The sequence below is a fragment of the Lentzea kentuckyensis genome (assembly GCF_002150765.1).
Lineage (GTDB): Bacteria > Actinomycetota > Actinomycetes > Mycobacteriales > Pseudonocardiaceae > Lentzea > Lentzea kentuckyensis.
In genome coordinates this window covers 18,175-36,221 of record NZ_MUYM01000168.1, presented here as the reverse complement: position 1 = coordinate 36,221, position 18,047 = coordinate 18,175, and the positions used below count along the sequence as shown (strand labels likewise).

The 18,047-nt window shown below is 69.9% G+C and carries 14 protein-coding genes and 1 pseudogene; 10 read left to right on the top strand and 5 right to left on the bottom strand.

The genetic code is table 11. The features are described from left to right. From B0F77_RS48420 to B0F77_RS44900, 3 genes and pseudogenes are all read left to right on the top strand, one after another. Positions 1-2,349, top strand: a pseudogene (locus tag B0F77_RS48420) (hypothetical protein); the annotation flags it as partial. Then, positions 2,342-3,232: a hypothetical protein gene (locus B0F77_RS44905; protein ID WP_086669168.1), complete on the top strand. Its 891-nt coding sequence runs from the start codon at positions 2,342-2,344 to the stop codon at positions 3,230-3,232. The pseudogene B0F77_RS48420 and the gene B0F77_RS44905, both read left to right, overlap by 8 nt. Positions 3,233-3,322: 90 nt before the next feature. Beyond that, positions 3,323-4,228: a hypothetical protein gene (locus B0F77_RS44900; RefSeq protein WP_086669167.1), complete on the top strand. Its 906-nt coding sequence runs from the start codon at positions 3,323-3,325 to the stop codon at positions 4,226-4,228. Here B0F77_RS44900 and B0F77_RS44895 read toward each other — a convergent pair. Then, complete coding sequence (locus tag B0F77_RS44895) at positions 4,225-4,764, bottom strand: hypothetical protein (RefSeq protein ID WP_245849481.1); 540 nt, start codon at positions 4,762-4,764, stop codon at positions 4,225-4,227. The two genes, B0F77_RS44900 and B0F77_RS44895, sit on opposite strands and share 4 nt — an antisense overlap. A 53-nt stretch (positions 4,765-4,817) precedes the next feature. On the opposite strand from B0F77_RS44895, the gene B0F77_RS44890 reads away from it, so the two are divergent. Beyond that, positions 4,818-5,363 (top strand): HdeD family acid-resistance protein, encoded by a 546-nt coding sequence (locus B0F77_RS44890; RefSeq protein ID WP_086669174.1) that lies wholly within the window; start codon positions 4,818-4,820, stop codon positions 5,361-5,363. On the opposite strand, the gene B0F77_RS44885 is transcribed toward B0F77_RS44890, so the two are convergent. Next, complete coding sequence (locus B0F77_RS44885) at positions 5,305-6,474, bottom strand: glycosyltransferase 87 family protein (RefSeq protein WP_086669166.1); 1,170 nt, start codon at positions 6,472-6,474, stop codon at positions 5,305-5,307. The two genes, B0F77_RS44890 and B0F77_RS44885, sit on opposite strands and share 59 nt — an antisense overlap. A 77-nt stretch (positions 6,475-6,551) precedes the next feature. Beyond that, complete coding sequence (locus B0F77_RS44880) at positions 6,552-7,115, bottom strand: dihydrofolate reductase family protein (RefSeq protein WP_086669165.1); 564 nt, start codon at positions 7,113-7,115, stop codon at positions 6,552-6,554. A 136-nt stretch (positions 7,116-7,251) separates the two neighbouring features. Between B0F77_RS44880 and B0F77_RS44875 the strand changes: the two genes are divergently transcribed. The 4 genes from B0F77_RS44875 to B0F77_RS44860 all read left to right on the top strand — a co-directional run bounded on the left by B0F77_RS44875 (position 7,252) and on the right by B0F77_RS44860 (position 10,529). Next, positions 7,252-7,836, top strand: a complete 585-nt coding sequence (locus B0F77_RS44875; RefSeq protein ID WP_086669164.1) for a DNA-binding protein — start codon at positions 7,252-7,254, stop codon at positions 7,834-7,836. 28 nt (positions 7,837-7,864) lie between these two features. Continuing rightward, complete coding sequence (locus B0F77_RS44870) at positions 7,865-8,521, top strand: RES family NAD+ phosphorylase (protein ID WP_030466547.1); 657 nt, start codon at positions 7,865-7,867, stop codon at positions 8,519-8,521. A gap of 53 nt (positions 8,522-8,574) precedes the next feature. After that, the gene (locus tag B0F77_RS44865; RefSeq protein WP_086669163.1) at positions 8,575-9,939 is read left to right on the top strand and encodes an FAD-dependent monooxygenase family protein; all 1,365 of its coding nucleotides are present in this window, start codon (positions 8,575-8,577) and stop codon (positions 9,937-9,939) included. Positions 9,940-10,055: 116 nt separating this feature from the next. Next, the gene (locus tag B0F77_RS44860) at positions 10,056-10,529 is read left to right on the top strand and encodes a hypothetical protein (RefSeq protein WP_086669162.1); all 474 of its coding nucleotides are present in this window, start codon (positions 10,056-10,058) and stop codon (positions 10,527-10,529) included. A 48-nt stretch (positions 10,530-10,577) separates the two neighbouring features. On the opposite strand, the gene B0F77_RS44855 is transcribed toward B0F77_RS44860, so the two are convergent. Further along, positions 10,578-12,431: a S9 family peptidase gene (locus B0F77_RS44855; RefSeq protein ID WP_086669161.1), complete on the bottom strand. Its 1,854-nt coding sequence runs from the start codon at positions 12,429-12,431 to the stop codon at positions 10,578-10,580. An 89-nt stretch (positions 12,432-12,520) separates the two neighbouring features. Here B0F77_RS44855 and B0F77_RS44850 point away from each other — a divergent pair, with 89 nt between their 5' ends. Further along, the gene (locus B0F77_RS44850; RefSeq protein WP_086669160.1) at positions 12,521-13,723 is read left to right on the top strand and encodes a metal-dependent hydrolase family protein; all 1,203 of its coding nucleotides are present in this window, start codon (positions 12,521-12,523) and stop codon (positions 13,721-13,723) included. On the opposite strand, the gene B0F77_RS44845 is transcribed toward B0F77_RS44850, so the two are convergent. Next, positions 13,720-14,718 (bottom strand): TerC family protein, encoded by a 999-nt coding sequence (locus B0F77_RS44845; RefSeq protein ID WP_086669159.1) that lies wholly within the window; start codon positions 14,716-14,718, stop codon positions 13,720-13,722. The two genes, B0F77_RS44850 and B0F77_RS44845, sit on opposite strands and share 4 nt — an antisense overlap. A 357-nt stretch (positions 14,719-15,075) precedes the next feature. On the opposite strand from B0F77_RS44845, the gene B0F77_RS44840 reads away from it, so the two are divergent. Beyond that, positions 15,076-17,907, top strand: coding sequence for an alpha/beta fold hydrolase (locus B0F77_RS44840; RefSeq protein ID WP_086669158.1), 2,832 nt, complete (start codon positions 15,076-15,078; stop codon positions 17,905-17,907). Positions 17,908-18,047 lie beyond the last annotated feature (140 nt).

The following is an 18,047-nucleotide window of genomic DNA, read 5'->3' as shown; positions in this document are numbered from 1 at the left end:
CCGCACGGACCCAACACGCCACACAGCGGTCCCAACGCACCATCACGGCCGGACGCACCGCACGGCGCACCTAACGCGCCACACAGCGGACCCAACGCACCCACGTCACGGCCAGATGCGCCGTACGGCGGACCCAACGCACCGTCACGTCCCGACGCGTCACATGGGCCCAACGCGCCGCACGGACCCAACACGCCACACAGCGGACCTAACGCGCCGCACGCACCCAATGCGCCGCACGGCGGTCCCAACGCACCCACGTCACGGCCTGACGCACCACACGGCGGGCCCAACGGACCGTCACGGCCGGACGCACCGCACCGCCCAGACGGCCCGTCCCGTCCAGACGGCAGCGGCCCCGGCAACCGCCCTGACGGCTCGCGGCCCGACGGCACACGCCCAGACGGATCGCGGCCGCACAACCCCGATGGTGCCCGCCACCGCAGCACCGACACGGCGCAGGCACCGCACCGCAGCCCGGACACCACCCGCCCGGACGCCGGCACCCCCAACCGTCCCGACGCGGACGCGCCCCACCACGGCCCGGACGGCGACAAGCCGCACGACGCGGACAAGCCCCACGACGGCGACCCGAACAACCCGAACGACCCGGACGCCCCGCCCGCCGACCGCCCCTCCCCGGAGGACGCGCACGCGCGGCACGCCGAAGCCACCCCTGCCGGTGTCTCCCACCACGGAGGCGACGCCGACATGGGCGATCTGCCGCACCGGGTGCCCAACGACCCGCGCTACTTCACGGCGGACGTCCACATCACCCCGGACGGCCGGGCGCGCATCGGTGGCCACGACTACACGCCGGCCGAGTACGCGGACATGTTGCGCCGCAGCGGTTACGACGGCAGCCGGCCCGTCCGGCTGATCGGCTGCGACGCGGGTAGCAACGACTTCGCCCAGCAGTTGTCCCGGCACCTCGACGCGCCCGTGCTGGCGCCGACCAAGCCCGCCTGGACCGACGTCAACGGCCGCGTCTTCACCAGTGACGTGGAGGTCCACCCGGACGGCACCCGCCAGCCGCGGATCCCACCGGACGGCCAGTGGGAGACGCACCACCCGGACGGCAGCAGGACCCGGACCGGCGACGACGGCTACGCGCCCGACACCCAGCGCCACGACGGCACCGACGCCGACGGTGCGCAGGACCGCGCCGCGCGGCCCGGCGACCGGGAAACGCCGACCCACCAGGACATCGACTGGCGGGAACCGGAGTTCGACCAGTCCCACCCGCGGACGGTCAACCCCGGCGAGCCGTTCTACGACCCGCCGCGGCACACGCCGGACCTCGAACCGCGCACCAGGTACGAGGTCACGGACGCGAACGGCCGTCAGACGCACGTCTACACCGACGGGTCCAACCCGCCGCGCGTCATCGCCATCGACGCGCACACCAGCAACACCCGCACCGGCTACGACGGCCGCGTCGACAACCCGGACGCGAGCTTCACGCAGCCGGACGTCGACTACCGCGTCCACGCGGGCGGCGAGCCGTTCACGTTCCACACCGACCCCAACGGCAACCCGCAGTTCGACATCGACAACTTCAACGCGCCGAACGGTCCCGAGTACCAGCCGGGCGGTGCGAACTACCGCACCGAGACGTACGACCCGAGCGGTCCGCCGTTCAGCCGTCGCACGGATCTCGAACCCGACAGGCGTTACCACGTCACGAACTCGGCGACCGGCGAGTGGCACGGCGATTTCTACACTTCGCCCGAACTCACCGCGGACGGCAGGTCGCAGTTCACGCACGTCGAAACGTGGACCGACAAGAACCCGGAGCTGGGCGACGCCAACACCAGGCGGGCGGTCGATGTGCGGCCCACGGACGGTCTTCCGCTCCCGGAGACCCGCTACCAGGTCGACGATCGCTCGTTCCACACCAACTCCTACGGTGCCGGCACGGTCTCGTACCCACCGGACTACTCCCCGCAGAATCACCCGCCGCGCTACGGCGGCGTGCAGACCCCCGTGGGCAAGATGGGCGAGTACGACGTCCCCACCGGCGGCGGGTACCGCGGCGGGCACACCCAGGCACACGCCGAGGGCGGCATCAACGAGGCGCTCGGCGTGGTCCCGCAGAAGTGGAACGAGAACAACATCCGGCTGCCGGAGAAGGACCCGACGAGTCCCTACGAAAACAGCTGGGCACGGGCGGAGAAAGACCGCCTGGAGGCCCACACGAAGCAGAACGAGGATGTCACTCGCGTCCGGGTGTTCCCGTCGCAGGAGTCGACGGGCCTCACCCCGGAGCGTGTTTACTGGATTGATCAACGGGTGCACCCGGTGACCGGACAGCCCGTCGTCCACTACAGGAGCCACGACAATGTCTGACCCCCGGCCGTCCCAGGCCGAGCGTTTCGAAACAGCCGGCAAGATCCTGAGCTGGGTCGGCGGCAAGCTGCTCGAGGACATCGGTCCGGACTGGGCGCGCGTCGATCTCAAGGTGTCGATGGCGGCCAACGTGGACGACTACCAGTTCGCGACGCTGAACCAGGACGGGTCGGTGCGGGAGCGGGAACTCCCGGCCGACCAGTTGCGCCGGCCGTTCTCCGATCTCCGGGAAGTGCTGTGGGAGGAGGAGAAGGGCACCTGGTTCTCCGTCCGGTACACCATCGACCCACCCGGCAACTCCCAGACGGAGTACAACTTCGAGGTCGACCCGGTGTGGGACCCGCCGATCTCGCCGGACGTGTGGGCGAAGGACCTGGAGATCTTCCCGCGCGCGGAGAACTGGCGGCCGCGCTGGCTGCAGCGGGAGCTCAACCCCGGCGTGGAACTGCCGAGGGTGGAACCGGGCGATGTGCCGGTCAACGTCATGTACTCCAGGCACGTCGGGCAACAGGTCAAGCAGACCGCGCCGACCGGGTGGACCTACGCCCAGGTGCAGTTCCGCGAGATCGGGGACCACGCCGAGTGCACCGCGCTCGTGCGCGACCTCACCGGCCGGATGTTCCAGTGGGCACCGCCGCAGGCCGTGACCGAGCGGTTCCGGGAGTTCCGCGCCTCGATGGAAGGCCCGCAGACCACCTGGTGCACCGCGCGGCTCGACGTCGAGTACTCCGGCCGGGAAAACCTGAAGTTCGACCGCACCGCCGAGCCGCAGTGGATCACTCCGCCGCCTCCCGAGGCGTACCTGGAGGAGCTGCGCAGGGCGGGTTCGGCCGACGTTCTGCCGGACTGGCTGCGCGCCAGGCTGGACGAGCTCGGCAACTGAGATCGACGGCTCCCCCGCCAACCGCCGCGAGTGCGGTGGCAGCCCGATAAGATCAGCGGCGTTTTGCACGGGGAGAGGGGCGAGGACCACATGAGCCAGCCGGCGACACCGCTGAGCGAGCAGGACCAGCAGCAATTGGTGCGGCAGATCGGCCGTGCCATGCTGCCGGCCGTACCTCAGGGCTGGCAGCGCATCCGGGCCGAGTACCGCGCCGCGGGCCGGCACATCGAGGTCGACCTGGCGTTCGCGGGACCGGACGGTCAACTGCGTCCGGTGCGGCCGCCGATGGACGTGGTGCAGATGTTCGGGCACCTGCGCGGCGGCATGTACCACCCGGACCGGGGCACGTGGCTGAGCGCCACCTACGAGATCGAGGCGCCCGCGGCGTTCACCGTCGACTTCAACGCCGAGGACGAGCCGCGCTGGCGCAACGCTCCGCCGCCCATCGGTTTCCGCGACGAGCTGCAGACGTTCCCGCGCCCGGACCGGCAGATCCCGGACTGGTGGCGCCAGCGCGTCGGCCTGCCGCCGCTGCCCGCGCCGGAGCCGGAACCCGCACCGCAGCAGGAGTACCAGGTTCCGCCGGTGATCACGCCGGACCAGCCGAGCCAGGTCGCGGGGTCGAACGAACTGCGGACCGCGCGGGTGTACGACGGCAAGAACGACGACGGCCGCATCCTCGTGAACCGTCAGCCGGTCGACCCGCAGCTGATGGACGGACTGCTGAACTACCTCGAGTCGGCGCCGGTGGTACTTGCCGCGCGCAGCTACGACCTCGACGAGTTCTCGCAGAACGGCGAGCAGGACGTGCCGCTCAACTTCCGCACCGACGGCACCTGGATCTGGGCCGGCGCCGTGCCGCACTACCTGCGCAAGTACGGCCTGCCGCCGGAGCCCGAGCTGGTGGCGCACGCGGTGGCGCGCAACTTCCAGGTCGGCGAGGTCACCGAGCAGACGCAGGACCTGGCGGTGTCGATCATCACGGGCCAGGGCTAGTCGCGCGACCCCCAGTCACCCAGTGTTCGCAGGTACGCCTCTCCCCTCGGGGAGAGGCGATACCCCACCCGCAACGACTCGGTGAGCCCTTTCGCCTTGAGCTTGCGGACGTCCGCCTTGAACGGCGACTTCTCGCGGCCCACGCTCGAAGCCAGGTCCTGGGCCCGCACACCGGGGTTCGCCGCGATCAGCCGCAGCAACGCCACCGCCGGTTCAGCGAGCTCCAGTCCGTCCACATCGGACGAAGACCGCAGCTCGGCCCGCGGATCCTCGCCGGTGAAACGCAGGCTGATGCGATGAAGTGCGCCCTCACGTCCGTCCATTGAGGACATCAGCGCCTTCACGGTCGGATATCCCGCCGCGTTCGCCTCCACCCGCGTCACCCGCGACACGACGTCCACCGCGTCGATCGCCAGCACGCCCTGCGAGGTCCGCAGGGTCCCGCCGGCCCGCACCGTCGGCCGCTTCCACCGGCGGAACTGCAGTGTCACCTCGCCGGAACGAATCCGTTCCCAGTCAGCCATCCGGATCAGCACCGAACGAGGGTCTCAGGTTGCCGACCCCACCGACAGTGGAGACCATCCTCGACATGCAACGGTGGTGGCTCTTCACGGTGCGCGGAGTGTTCGCTGTCCTGTTCGGCCTGGCCGCACTGATCTGGCCCGGCCTCACACTGCTCGCCCTGATCATCCTGTGGGGCGCCTACGCGTTCGTCGACGGCGCGATGATGCTGTACCTGACGCTGACCCACAAGGAGTGGCCCGCCCGCTGGGCACTCGGCCTCATCGGCGCGCTGGGCCTGGTCACGGGCTTGATCGCGTTGTTCTGGCCGGGCATCACGGCGACCGCGCTGCTGCTGTTGATCGCGGCGTGGGCGCTGGTCACCGGCGTGCTGCAGATCGTCGACGCCATCCGCCTGCGCAAGGTGATGCGGAACGAGTGGTTCTACGTCATCACCGGCGTGCTGACGGTGCTGCTCGGCATCATCCTGATCGTCAACCCGGCCGCGGGCGCGCTGGCGTTCGTGATCACGATCGGCGCGTTCGCGATCCTGTGGGGCGTGGTGCTGGTGCTGTTCAGCCTGCGCTTGAAGCGGCTCGACGCCGGTCTCGCGCAACCCGCACCACGAGCGTGACCAGCACGGCGACCCCCACGAACACGTAGAGGTTGCCGATCACCTGCTGCCACCAGGCCCACTTCTGCTCGACGTCGTTGTCGCGCGGGAACAGCCAGTGCGGCCCGATCGCGAACACCGCCACGATCGCCCACGGCGCCCAGTGGCGGCGCAACGACGCGCGCGACAGCAGCACTAGCGCGGGCCCGATCCAGATCCAGTGGTGTCCCCACGACACCGGCGAGATCAGCAGACCACCCAGCGCCACCACGAAGAACGCCTCGACCTCGCCCAGCCGCGAGGCGAGCCACCACACGGTCGCCACGACCAGCAACGCCAGCACGAGCCAGAGCCCGACCTGGGCGCTGTTCTCCAGGCCGAACCGCGCCAGCGTGCCGCGGATCGCCTGGTTCGACGCGTAGGTCAGCCGTCCGACGCGGCTCGGGTCGAGCAGCGCGTGCGTCCAGTACTCCTTCGCGTCACCGAACGCGATGAGGAACCCCACCAGCCCGAAGAAGAAGAACGACCCGATGGACACGAACACGGGCTTCCACTGGCGCCGCGCCACGAAGAACAACGCGAAGAACGCCGGCGTCAGCTTGATCGCCGCGGCCAGCCCGATCAACGCGCCGCGCGGCCACCACCGGGTGCGTTCGAGCAGGCAGTCGGCCATCACGAGCACGCCGAGCAGCAGGTTGATCTGGCCGAACCACAGCGTCTCGCGCAGCGGGTCGAAGATCGACGACACCGCCGCCGCGCCCAGACCCCACTTCACGGCCTCCGGGCCCCAGCCGAGCACGCGTTGCGCCGCGATCAGGCACAACGCCGTGAGCATCGCGAGGTTCGCCGCGGCCACCACGAAGATGGCGACGACGAGCGGCACCAGCGCGAGCAGGCTGAACAGCGCCGCGGCGATCGGCGGGTAGGTGAAGGGCAGGTCGGGGCCACCGAGCGGTTTCGCGAAGCCCTCGACGTAGAGAGGCAGGCCCTGGAGCAGCGCATCGCCGCCGTTGCGGTAGACGCGCAGGTCGAGCGACCACCCCGGCGGGCGGATCATGACGTAGGCGAGCGTGGCGACCATGACGGCGGCCCACGCCACCACGACCCGCTTGGCGGTGCGGTCCAGGTGCATCGGGAAATGGTATCGATGTGCCAGATGAGGCCTACGTCACCGGTCCGAAGCCCAGCGCCGGCCCGAGGCCGGGGTGCTCAGCGCCTGGTCTCGTACCTGGTCAGGACCACGCCGCCGGGGAACGTCCTGGTCTCCACCAGGGTCAGGTTCACCCAGTTGTCCAACGCCGTGAAGAACGGCTTGCCGCCACCTATGAGGACCGGATGGGTGACGACCGCGTATTCGTCGATCAGCCCGGCCCGCATGGCCACCGCGGCGAGCGTGGCACCGGCGATGTCCATCGGGCCGCCGTCCCCGGCCCTGAGCCGGATGATCTCGGTGAGCGCGTCGCCGGTGACCAGGCGGGTGTTCCAGTCGACCGTCCTGGTCGTCGAGGAGAACACCACCTTCGGCATGTCCCGCCAGCGGCCGGCGTACTCGATCTGCGCCGGTGTGGCACCCGGCTGCTGGTCGGCGGTCGGCCAGTGGGAGCTCATCGCCTCCCACAGCCTGCGCCCGTACAGCGCCAGGCCCGTCGCCCCCACGCGGTCGGACCACCACTGGAACACCTCGTCGCTCGGCACACCCCAGCCGAGGTCGTCGCCGGGCGCGGCGACGTAGCCGTCCAGGCTCACGCTCATGCCGTAGGTCAGTTTCCGCACAGTGGCAGCCTTCCGTAGTCGTGTTCGGCGTACAGACCGGCACGACGCGGAAAAGTCATCGGTCAGGCCGCACAAAGTTTAGGGTCAACGCGCTCGCAGGGCGCACAAATGCGCACGCACGGGATACTCTGTGCGCATGAGCCCCGCACTGGAGACGGTGCTGGCCAAGGCCGGCCTGCAGGTGAGCCCCGACGAGTTCCTCGCACTCGTGACCGACGCGGCACGAAGGCTCGCTCCGCCGCACCCGGAACCGGCCACCTACTTCACGCCCGACCAGCAGGCAGCGCTCACCGACGTCGGCTTGGACCTGTCCCCGGCAGGCCCCGGCGACGCTCGTCCGCGCACCCGCACGGTCGTGGCGCATGCCGTGCTCCGCGACTCGGCGCTGACCGTCGCCGAGGCCGCGCGCCAGCTGCAGGTCGACACGAGCCGCATCCGGCACAGGCTCGGCGTCGGCAGGCTCGTGGGCTGGAAGGACAGGGGCAGCTGGCGGCTGCCCGCCTGGCAGTTCGCGGGCACCGGCGTGCTGCCGGGCCTGGAAACCGTGCTGACGGAGATCCCGTCGGACCAACCGGCACTGGTAGTCGCCGCCTTCATGACGACCCTCCAGGAGGACCTGCTCGTCGACGGCAAGCCCGCGACCCCGCGCGACTGGCTCCTCGCCGGAGGAGACCCGCGCCGCGTCGCCGACCTGGCCTCCGTGCTCGGCACCCCCGCCTGAGCGCTCCCGAACACCCGACAGGACCCGAATGTCACGGCTTCCACAGCCGCCTGCCCCTGCCGTGCTGCAAGCACATCTGCGCCGCACCGAGGACGTGGTGGCGGTGCACCGGGCCACCCGCCTGGTGCGCGTGTTCACGGCCAAGGGCTCCCACCCCCAGCGCTGGAACACGTTCCGCTACACGGGCCCGCTGCCTCACGCCCGCTTCGACGCGCAACAGCCGGCCGACGACGGCAGCCCGGTCCAGGACCACGAGAACGGCGTCCTCTACTTCGGACTGTCCGTGCGCACGTCGATCGCCGAGGTCTTCCAGGCCACCTCGATCGTCGACCGCCGCACCCGCAGCCCGTTCCTCGTCGTGTTGCGCCCTCGCCGGACGTTGAGGCTGCTCGACCTCGGCGGCCTGTGGCCCACCCGTGTCGGCGCCTCGCAGGAGATCTCGACGGGCCCGAAGCTGGTGACGCAGGCCTGGTCGCGGGCCATTCGGGCGGCGTATCCGGAGCTGGACGGGCTTTGGTACCGGTCGTCGATGGACTCCGGCGACCCGGCCATCTGCCTGTGGGACCCGCCAGGCGCCTCCGGGCTGCCCGCGGCGCCGGACGTGTTGCTGCCGCTCGACCATCCCGGGCTGGACCTGCCGCTGGCGCGGGTGTGCGAGGAGCTCAACTACACGCTGCTGGGCTGAGCAGGGCCTGATGACCCTGGTAGGCCGATCGGCCGCATACCTAGTCTGAACGGATGCGGTTCGCGATCGCCGGGGGTGGAGTCGCCGGGCTGGCCGCCGGCCTGGCGGTGGCTCGTGCCGGACATTCGGCGGTCGTGGTGGAGCGCGACGGGGTGACGGCCAAGGACGGCCCCGAGGACGCGTTCGACGTCGTGCGCAAGGGCATCCCGCACTTCCAGCAGCCGCACACCTTCCTGCCGCGGGGCCGCAAGATCCTGCGCGACCTCGCCCCGGACGTCATCGACACCCTGCTCGACGCCGGCGCCGAGGAGCAGGACGTCGCCGAGAAGCTGTCGGGGCCGCGGCAGCCGGGTGACGAGGACCTGGTCTACCTCTGGGTGCGGCGCCCGATGGTCGAATGGGCGCTCCGGCGCGCCGCGGCGGCCGAGCCCGGCATCAGGCTGGTCGCGGGCAGGCAGATCACCTGCCTGATTCCCGGAGCGAGCGGGTTCCACCTCGACGACGGGCAGGAGATCACAGCGGACGTCGTGGTCGACGCGCTCGGCCGGTACCGCTGCCCACCCGGCTGGCCACGCGCCCAGGCCGAACCGAGCGAGTGCGGCGCCATCTACTACTGCCGCTACTTCGCGCTCAACCCCGGCGCCGAGCACGTCACGGGCCCGTGGCTGCTCAACCCGCGCGGCGACCTCGGGTACATGGGGTTCAACACCTTCCGCGGGGACAACCGGACCTTCGCGGTGATCTTCCTGGTGCCGACCGCGGACCACGACCTGCGAGTGCTGCGGGACGACCGCGCGTGGATGGCGGCCGCCAGAGCCATCTCCCCGCTGGACGTGATGACCTCACCGGACCACGCCCGGCCCATCACCGACGTCATGCCGATGGGAGGTCTCGCCAACATCGACCGCACCGCCGGATCCGGTGCGCCGGGACTCGTGCCCGTTGGGGATGCGTTGTGCCACACCGATCCCGCGTTCGCCTACGGGCTGTCGTTCGCGTTGGTGCACGCACAGGCACTGGGCCGAGCCAGCGCCGCGCACACGACACCGGCGGACATCACGGACGCCTATCTCGCCGACGTCGGCCCGGAAGCCCGCGCACGCCACACGTTCGCACTGGAGACCGACGCGGCACGCAAGCTCGCCTGGAGCGGCACGCCCGTCGACATCAGCCGCCGCGACGGCTGCTATCCCCTGTTCGCCTTCGCGGCGGCGCTGGCCGCGGCGCCGCACGACGACCACGTGCTGCGCCGGACCATCGGCCGCATCGGTCTGCTCGACCCGGTCTCGGTCTTCGACACCGACAGCGACCTGCACGACCGCATCGAACGGATCTGGGCGGGACTCACCCGCCCGCCGCCCGGACCGCCCCGGGAGCAACTGCTCCGGACCATCAACTCCGAGCTGATCAGCCCTTGAGGTAGCGACCCGACCAGGTTGCAGCAGGAATCGTGCAGGGGTTCTGCACGGTCGGCCTCCCAGGATCACTCCGAGCCGCGGCGATGGAGCCGCGGCCAGGAGGAGGGGAGCCGAGGATGATCACGAAGGAGCAGGGGGCGCGGTCGGCGCGCAGGGTGGCCGGGCTGGCCGTCGCGCTGGCGTTCGCCGCCGGTGCGCTGATCACGGGGGCGACGGGCGCGCAGGCGGCTCCGGCGGCCCCGCCCGCAGCGGCGGTGGCGTGCACCAACGTCGGGAACGTGGCGAACACGGTGGACGCGTTCACCCTTTTCGACGGCACCGGACGCACTGGTGCCTGCATCACGTTCTGGCGGTACGGCAACTGCTCGGCGTCCACCAGCGACATCGACGGGCAGTTCAACCTGGCCGCCTGGGGCTGGAGCAACCGCGCGAGCTCGCTGACGACCGCCCACCAGTGCGACGTCCGGCTCTTCGACGCGACCGACTGCCCCAACAGCGGTCTGAAGTCCACGTGGATCGACCGGAGCGAGGACCTGCGGCTCGGTGGCGTGAACTGGCAGAACAAGGCCACCTGCGTCCAGATCAGCTGACCGGGCCGGCGGCTGCTCCGGCGACCCCCGCCGGAGCAGCCGTCAGGTCTACAGGTAGCGGCCCCACCACTCCAGCACCGCGTCGAAGCGCTGCCTGCGGTGCCGCGGCTGCCCGGACCGGGTCAGCTCGTGCCCCTCGCCCGGGAAGATCAGCATCTCCGCCTCGACCCCGCGCCGCCGCAGCGCCACGAACATGCGCTGCGCCTGCTCCAGCGGGCAACGCCAGTCCTGCTCGGAGTGCACGACGGCGAACGGCAGGTTGATCTTCTCCACGTAGGTCAGCGGCGACATCACGCGCTGCGCCTCGGGGTCGGTGCCGCAGTAGGCGTCGGTGAAGAAGTAGCCGATGTCCGAGGAACCCGAGAACGAGTCCCAGGCGTTCACGGCGCGCTCGCTCCAGGCCGCCTTGAAACGCTCGCCGTGGTGCGCGGACAGCCAGGACGTCATGAAGCCGCCGTAGGAACCGCCCATCACACCGACGCGCTCGGCGTCGCAGTCAGGACGAGCCAGCGCGACGTCCAAAAGGGACAGCACGTCGTCGACGTCCACGGTGCCGAACCCGCCGATCACCGCCTGCCCGTGGGACTGGCCGTAGCCCGCCGAACCGCGCGGGTTCGGCAGCACGACGGCATAACCGGCCGAGGCGTAGACCTGGGCCTCGTCGAAGAATCCCCAGCTGTGGTACATGAACGGGCCGCCGTGCACCGCCAGGACGACCGGGTGCGGGCCCTCGCCCTCTGGCAGCACCAGCCAGCCGTGCACCGGGTAGCCGTCGGAGGCGGAGCCGTTCAGTTCGACCACCTGACGTGCGGACACGGACGAGAACGCCGTGCGCACACCGGTCTCGACGAAGAGCACCTGACCGGGGCTGTCGGGAGTGGACTCCACAGCGACCACAGTGGACCCGTCCGTGGCGAACGAACGCACCGCCGCCGACGTACCGGCGAGCACCTCGCCCGGCCCACCGTCGAACGGGATCCGCCGCAGCTCCAACGCGCCGCGGTTGCGCACGACGAGCAGCACGCCCTCGGCATCGGCCACGGGCTGACCCGAAAGCCGTTCCACGTCAACGGTTTCCACGTCGGTGAGCCGGACAGGAGAGGAGCCGTCCAACCCGGACCGCCACAGGCCGTGGTTGCGCGCCACCGCCTCGATCCCGGTGAACTCGGTGCCCAGCCAGTACAGCGACGACTGAGCGACGAACGGCATCGAGACCTCGCCCGCGCCGCGCACGAGCAGCGACGCGGCGCCACCGGCGGCCGGCACGGAGTACAGGTCGCAGTGCAGGGTCTCGACCGCGCCGAGGTCGCGCGGCGCCACGAACACCAGCGTCGAGTCGTCGAGCCAGGCCGGGTCGGAGACGTCGTACGAGCCGTCGGTGACCTCCGACAGCGAGCCGTCCAGCGACACCACGTGCAGGCGCGGGCGGCGGTCGGCGAGGAAGCCGACGTCGTCGACGCGGTAGTCCAGGCGCGTGATGCGGCGCGGCGCCTCGGCCTCGGGGCCGTCGTCGGTCGTGCCGTAGCGGCCCGCCTCGGGCACGCGGGCCACGAACGCGATGCGGGACGAGTCCGGTGACCACACCGGGGCACCGGCGCCCAGCGGCAGATCGGTCAACCGGCGCGGCTCGCCACCGTCCACGGGAACGACGTAGAGCTGCGGCTTCGACTTACCGGAAACGCGCAGGAACGCCACCAAACGACCGTCCGGGGAAATGCGCTGCGCATTGTCGCGATCACCGTGTGTCCACGGCGTTGTCGTGCCGTCCGGGAACACCCGGTGCAGTCCGCCCCGGTAGGTGTTCTTTTCCAGGTCAGGCGTGGTGATGCTGACCAGCACCAGGTCTCCGGACACGGCGACGGTGCCGGGCGTGGTGAGCATCTGCAGGTCTTCAGGGCGCACGGCGTGGACGCTAACAGAACTTGTTAGCAACGCTCATAACTGTTTGTTGACGGATCACAGAAATTGACTCGCCGCATAGATTTCCGCGTATGACGCGCATCGTGTTCTCTGGGGGCAGGGTCTTCACCGGCCGGACGACGGAGCCCGGCGACGTGGTCGTCGAGGGCGACCGGATCGTCGACGTGGGCACCGGACTCGACGGTGACGTCGTCGTCGACGCGACCGGCCACACCGTCCTGCCGGGGCTGTTCGACTGCCACGTGCACTTCATGTTCAGCGGCGCCGACCTGGTGCGATCGCTGAACACGCCGTTCTCGCTGCCGTTCTACGAGGCGATCGGGAACATGAAAGCCACGCTCGAGTGCGGCATCACCACCGTCCGCGACGCGCTCGGCGCCGACCTCGGGGTCGCGGAAGCCGTGCGGCGCGGCCTGATCCAGGGGCCGCGCATGCAGATCGCGGTCAACATGGTGTCGCAGACCGGCGGCCACAACGACGACTGGATGCAGTGCGGCGCGCACATCTCACCGCCGCTGCACCCCGGCCTGCCGGACACCGTCGCCGACGGTCCCGAAGAACTGCGCAAGGTCGTCCGCACGCTGGTCCGCCACGGCGCCGACATCATCAAGATCGCGTCCAGCGGTGGCGTGCTGTCACCGCGCAGCAACCCCCGGCACGCGCACTTCCGCGACGAGGAGATCGCGATGATCGTGCAGGAGGCGAACGCGGCGGGCATCGCGGTCATGTCGCACGCGATGAGCGGCGACGGCATCCTCACGGCCGTGCGCAACGGCGTGCGCTCCATCGAGCACGGCGTGTTCCTCACCGACGAGGGCGTCGAGGAGATGCTCAAGAACGGGACCTGGCTCGTGCCGACGCTGATGGCGCCGCGAATGGTGCTCGACCAGGCCGCGGCCGGCGTGGCGATCTCGGACGTCATCCTCGACAAGGCGAAGTCCGTTGTGGCGCAGCACTTCCAGGCGTTCCAGAAGGCCCACCAGGCGGGCGTGAAGATCGCGATGGGTACCGACTCCGGCGTGGGCCCGCACGGCGACAACCTCAACGAGCTCACGCTGATGGTCGAGTACGGCATGACCCCCGCCGAAGCCATCTACGCGACGACGACGTCCGCCGCCGAGCTGATGCGCCTCGGAAACGAACTCGGCGAGCTCGCCCCTGGCAAGCTCGCCGATCTCGTTCTCGTGGAGGGTGACGCCGAACAGCACGTCAAGGCGGGCACCCTCAAGCAGTCCATCCGCGCCGTCTACCAGAACGGCGTGAACGTCCTTTAGTTGTTGGCGCCCACGTGCTTCGCGGCCTCCGGGTCGCGCTTCACCTTGAGGAGGCTGGCGATCGTGGTGATCGCCAGCACGCCGATGATCACCGACAGCGAGACCTCGATGCCGATCGTCGGCACGTGGAACGGCTCGCCGCCGTTGAGGAACGGCAGGTTGTTGGTGTGCAACGCCTCGAGGATCAGCTTCACGCCGATGAAGCCGAGGATCACCGACAGGCCGATCGAGAGGTAGACCAGCTTCGCCAGCAGGCCACCGAGCAGGAAGTACAGCTGGCGCAGGCCCATCAGCGCGAACGCGTTGGCCGTGAACACCAGGAACGGCTCCTTGGTGAGGCCGAAGATCGCGGGGATCGAGTCGAGCGCGAAGAGCAGGTCGGTGGAGCCGATCGCGACCATCACGATGAACATCGGGGTCACGAAGCGCTTGCCGTCGATCTTGATGAACGACTTGGCGCCGTGGAAGTCGTCGGTGACCGGGAAAACCTTGCGCACCATGCGCAGCATCAGGTTCTCCTTGTACTCCTCTTCCTCGTCGTGGTTCTCCCGCGCCAGCTGCCAGCCGGTGTAGATGAGGAACGCGCCGAAGATGAAGAAGACCCAGCTGAACTGCGCGATGAGCGCCGCGCCGGCCGCGATGAAGATGCCGCGCATGACGAGCGCCAGCAGGATGCCGATCAGCAGCACCTTGTGCTGGTGGATCGAAGGCACCTTGAAGGTCGTCATGATGATCAAGAAGATGAACAGGTTGTCCACGCTGAGCGAGTACTCGGTGATGTACCCGGCGAAGAACTCGGTGGCGTACTGACCACCGGAGAAGTACCAGATGCCGAGGCCGAAGAGAGCGGCCATCGCCACGTAGAAGACCACCCAGCGGGCGGCTTCACCGATCGTCACCTCATGGGGCTTTCGATCGACGATCACCAGGTCGACGGCGAGCAGAACGAGCAGACCACCGATCGTCGCGATCCACATCCATGCGGGGACGTTCACAACCCAACCTCCGGGATTTTCAGCGCACGCCAAATGAACCCGGAGGTCTCCTCCGCCGCCGAGATGATCTCTCGAACGACCGACGGCACCGGGAGCTCCACGCCGAGCTCCGTACTGACGACACCGCCGCTTAGGGAGTACTCCCCTCCATGCTGCGTCAACATTGTGCTCCACGAAGTGCGGTTAGCGCCACACAGGGTGAGCAGACCCACGCAACCAGGACCAACGGGAATACGGAGCGTGTCGTACGGGTTGAAACCGCCCGTAGCTGAAGCTCGGCTGAAGATCCACTCATGCTGAGACCGGCACCGGATCCCGACAGGTCGTTCTCAGCAAAACTCGCATATCGTCATCACCGTGTCCCGCCTCTCCCGCCTTCGCGGCAGGTGGACGATCCCCGCATTGATCGTGGTTCTCGCCGTTGTCGCAGGTGGCGTCTACTTCACTCGATCTGGGGACGACCCCGTGGCCGTTTCCTTCAAAGAAGCGAACATCGACGCACCTGAGAGCCCTGACAGCGCTCAGACGGTGACGATCGAGACGCGTCTTTACCTCCCCCAGCAGACGCCCGCGCCCGCGATCATGCTCGCGCACGGTTTCGGCGGCAGTCTCCGCAGCGTGCACACGCAGGCCGAGGAGTTCGCTCGCCGCGGTTTCGTCGTCCTGACGTGGTCCGCGCGTGGTTTCGGCCGCAGCACCGGCCAGATCGCGCTGAACTCCCTCGATCGCGAGGTCCGCGACGCCCAGAAGCTCATCGACTTCCTCGGCACACGAGACGAGGTGCAGAAGGACAGCGGCGGCGACCCGCGCGTGGGTGTGACAGGCGCGTCGTACGGCGGTGCGTTGTCACTGCTGCTCGCGGGCGTCGACAAGCGCGTTGACACCCTCGTTCCTGTCATCACCTACAACGACCTCGCGCAGTCGCTGCTGCCGAACTCGGCGATGGCGACACCGCGCTCGGACGCGACGCCGGCCGCCACCGCGTTCGGCGAGGACGGCGTCTTCAAGCGTTCGTGGGCGGGCATCTTCTTCTCGGCGGGCATGACCTCGATCGACCTCTCGTCACCCACGGGCGATGCGCCCGAGATGGGCCAGACCGAGGCGAACCAGCCCGCCGGGCAACAGCAGCCGGGTGGGAACTCGGGCGCGGCGGGCCAGCCGCCCACGCCGTCGATGGGCGCGTGCGGCCGCTTCACCCCCGAGGTGTGCGCCGCCTACACCGAGGTCGCCACGACGGGCCGCGCGTCGCAGAAAACGCTGGAACTGCTGCGGAAGTCGTCCCCGGTCGCGGTGACCGACCAGATCAAGCAGCCGACGATGCTGGTGCAGGGCGAGGCGGACACGCTGTTCGGCCTCGACCAGTCCGACGCCACCGCACGGCAGATCGCCGCGGCCGGCGGCAAGGTGAAGACGGTCTGGTACGCGGGCGGCCACGACGGCGGCAACCCCGGTACCGCGCTGCGCGGTGAGATCGCCGACTGGATGGCGTTCCACTTGCAGGGCAAGGGAACCGACCCCGGCACGGGCTTCGAGTACACGGTGCAGGGCGCGTTCCGCTCGTCCGGCCAGCCCTCGCTGCGCACGGTCCAGGCACCCGCCTACCCAGGTCTGTCCGGCGCCCCGACCGAGCGAAAAACGTTGAAGCTGAGCGGACGCGAGCAGGTCGCGGTGAACCCGGCGGGCGGCAACCCGGCGGCGATCAGCAACCTGCCGGGCCTCGGTTCCGCGCTGTCGCGGTCGTCGGCGATCTCGTCGCGGCTGTCGATCGACCTGCCGGGCCAGGCCGCGGTGTTCACCTCCGACGCTCTCGACTCGCAGGTGCTGCTGACCGGTTCGTCGACGGTCCGGCTGCGCGTCGCGCGCGGCGACCAGACGTCCGGCGAGGCGATCCTCTTCGCGAAGCTCTACGACGTTTCGGCGGACGGCACGCGTGTGCTGCCCGGCTCGGCCGTCGCACCGTTCCGCGTGGCGCTGCCGCCGGACGGTTCCACCGCCGAGGTGACCGTGACGCTTCCTCCGGCCGTGCGCCCTGTCGAGAGTGAGCACAAGCTCGCGCTGGTGGTGTCGACGACGGACCAGGCGTTCGCGAACGCCGAACAGCCCGCCGCGTACCGCATCTCGCTGGCCTCCGACGAGATCTCGGTGCCGGTGGTGCCGGGCCGCAACGTGACGACCGGCTTCCCGACGAGTGCCTTGTGGGGCATCGGGATCGCGCTGCTGGTGCTGATCGGCGCCGGCGTCATCGCGATGTTCCGCCGCCGCCTCGCCCACGACTCGGACCCGGAACTGTCCGAGGTGCCACTGGTCATCTCGAACCTGACCAAGTCGTACCCCGGCGGCCTCACGGCGGTGAAGGACCTGTCGTTCCGCGTGGAGCACGGCCAGGTTCTCGGTCTGCTCGGGCCCAACGGCGCCGGCAAGACCACCACCCTGCGCATGGTGATGGGCCTGATCCACCCGTCCGACGGCCACATCCGGGTCTTCGGCCACAAGGTGACGCCCGGCGCGCCCGTGCTGTCGCGCATCGGTTCGTTCGTCGAGGGGTCGGGCTTCCTGCCGCACCTGTCCGGCGCCGCGAACCTGCGCCTGTACTGGGCCGCGACCGGCAGGCCGCTGGAAGAGGCGCACATCGAGGAGGCGCTGGAGATCGCGGGCCTCGGTGACGCGGTGCAGCGCCGCGTGCGCACGTACAGCCAGGGCATGCGCCAGCGGCTCGCGATCGCGCAGGCCATGCTCGGCCTCCCGGACCTGCTGATCCTGGACGAGCCGACCAACGGTCTCGACCCGCCCCAGATCCACCAGATGCGCGAGGTCCTGCGCCGCTACGCCGCGGCAGGCCGCACGGTGCTGGTGTCGTCGCACCTGCTGGCCGAGGTCGAGCAGACCTGCACGCACGTGGTCGTGATGCACAAGGGCCAGCTCGTCGCCGCCGGCGAGGTGGCCGACATCGCGGCGGGAGGCGGCGAGGCGACGTTCCGCGTCGACTCCCCCTCGAAGGCAGCCGATGTCCTGCGGGGCCTCGAAGGCGTGCACGACGTGCACGAGGACGAGGACGCCGTGCATGCGTCGATGAACGGCGTCCCGCGCGCCGCCGCGTTGTCCGCTCTGGTGGCGGCCGGTGTGGCGGTGGACCAGGCGGGTCCGCGACGCAGGCTGGAAGACGCGTTCTTGGAGCTGGTCGGTGAATGACTTCCTGATGGCAGCGGCGTCCGCGACGACGGACGCCCAGGCCGAGGCAGAGGTCCCCTCGTCGAGCGAGCAGACGTTGCTCGCAGGCGAAGGGGGACCCCTTGACTCAATTATCCCAGCGAGCACCGACAGTTTCGGGC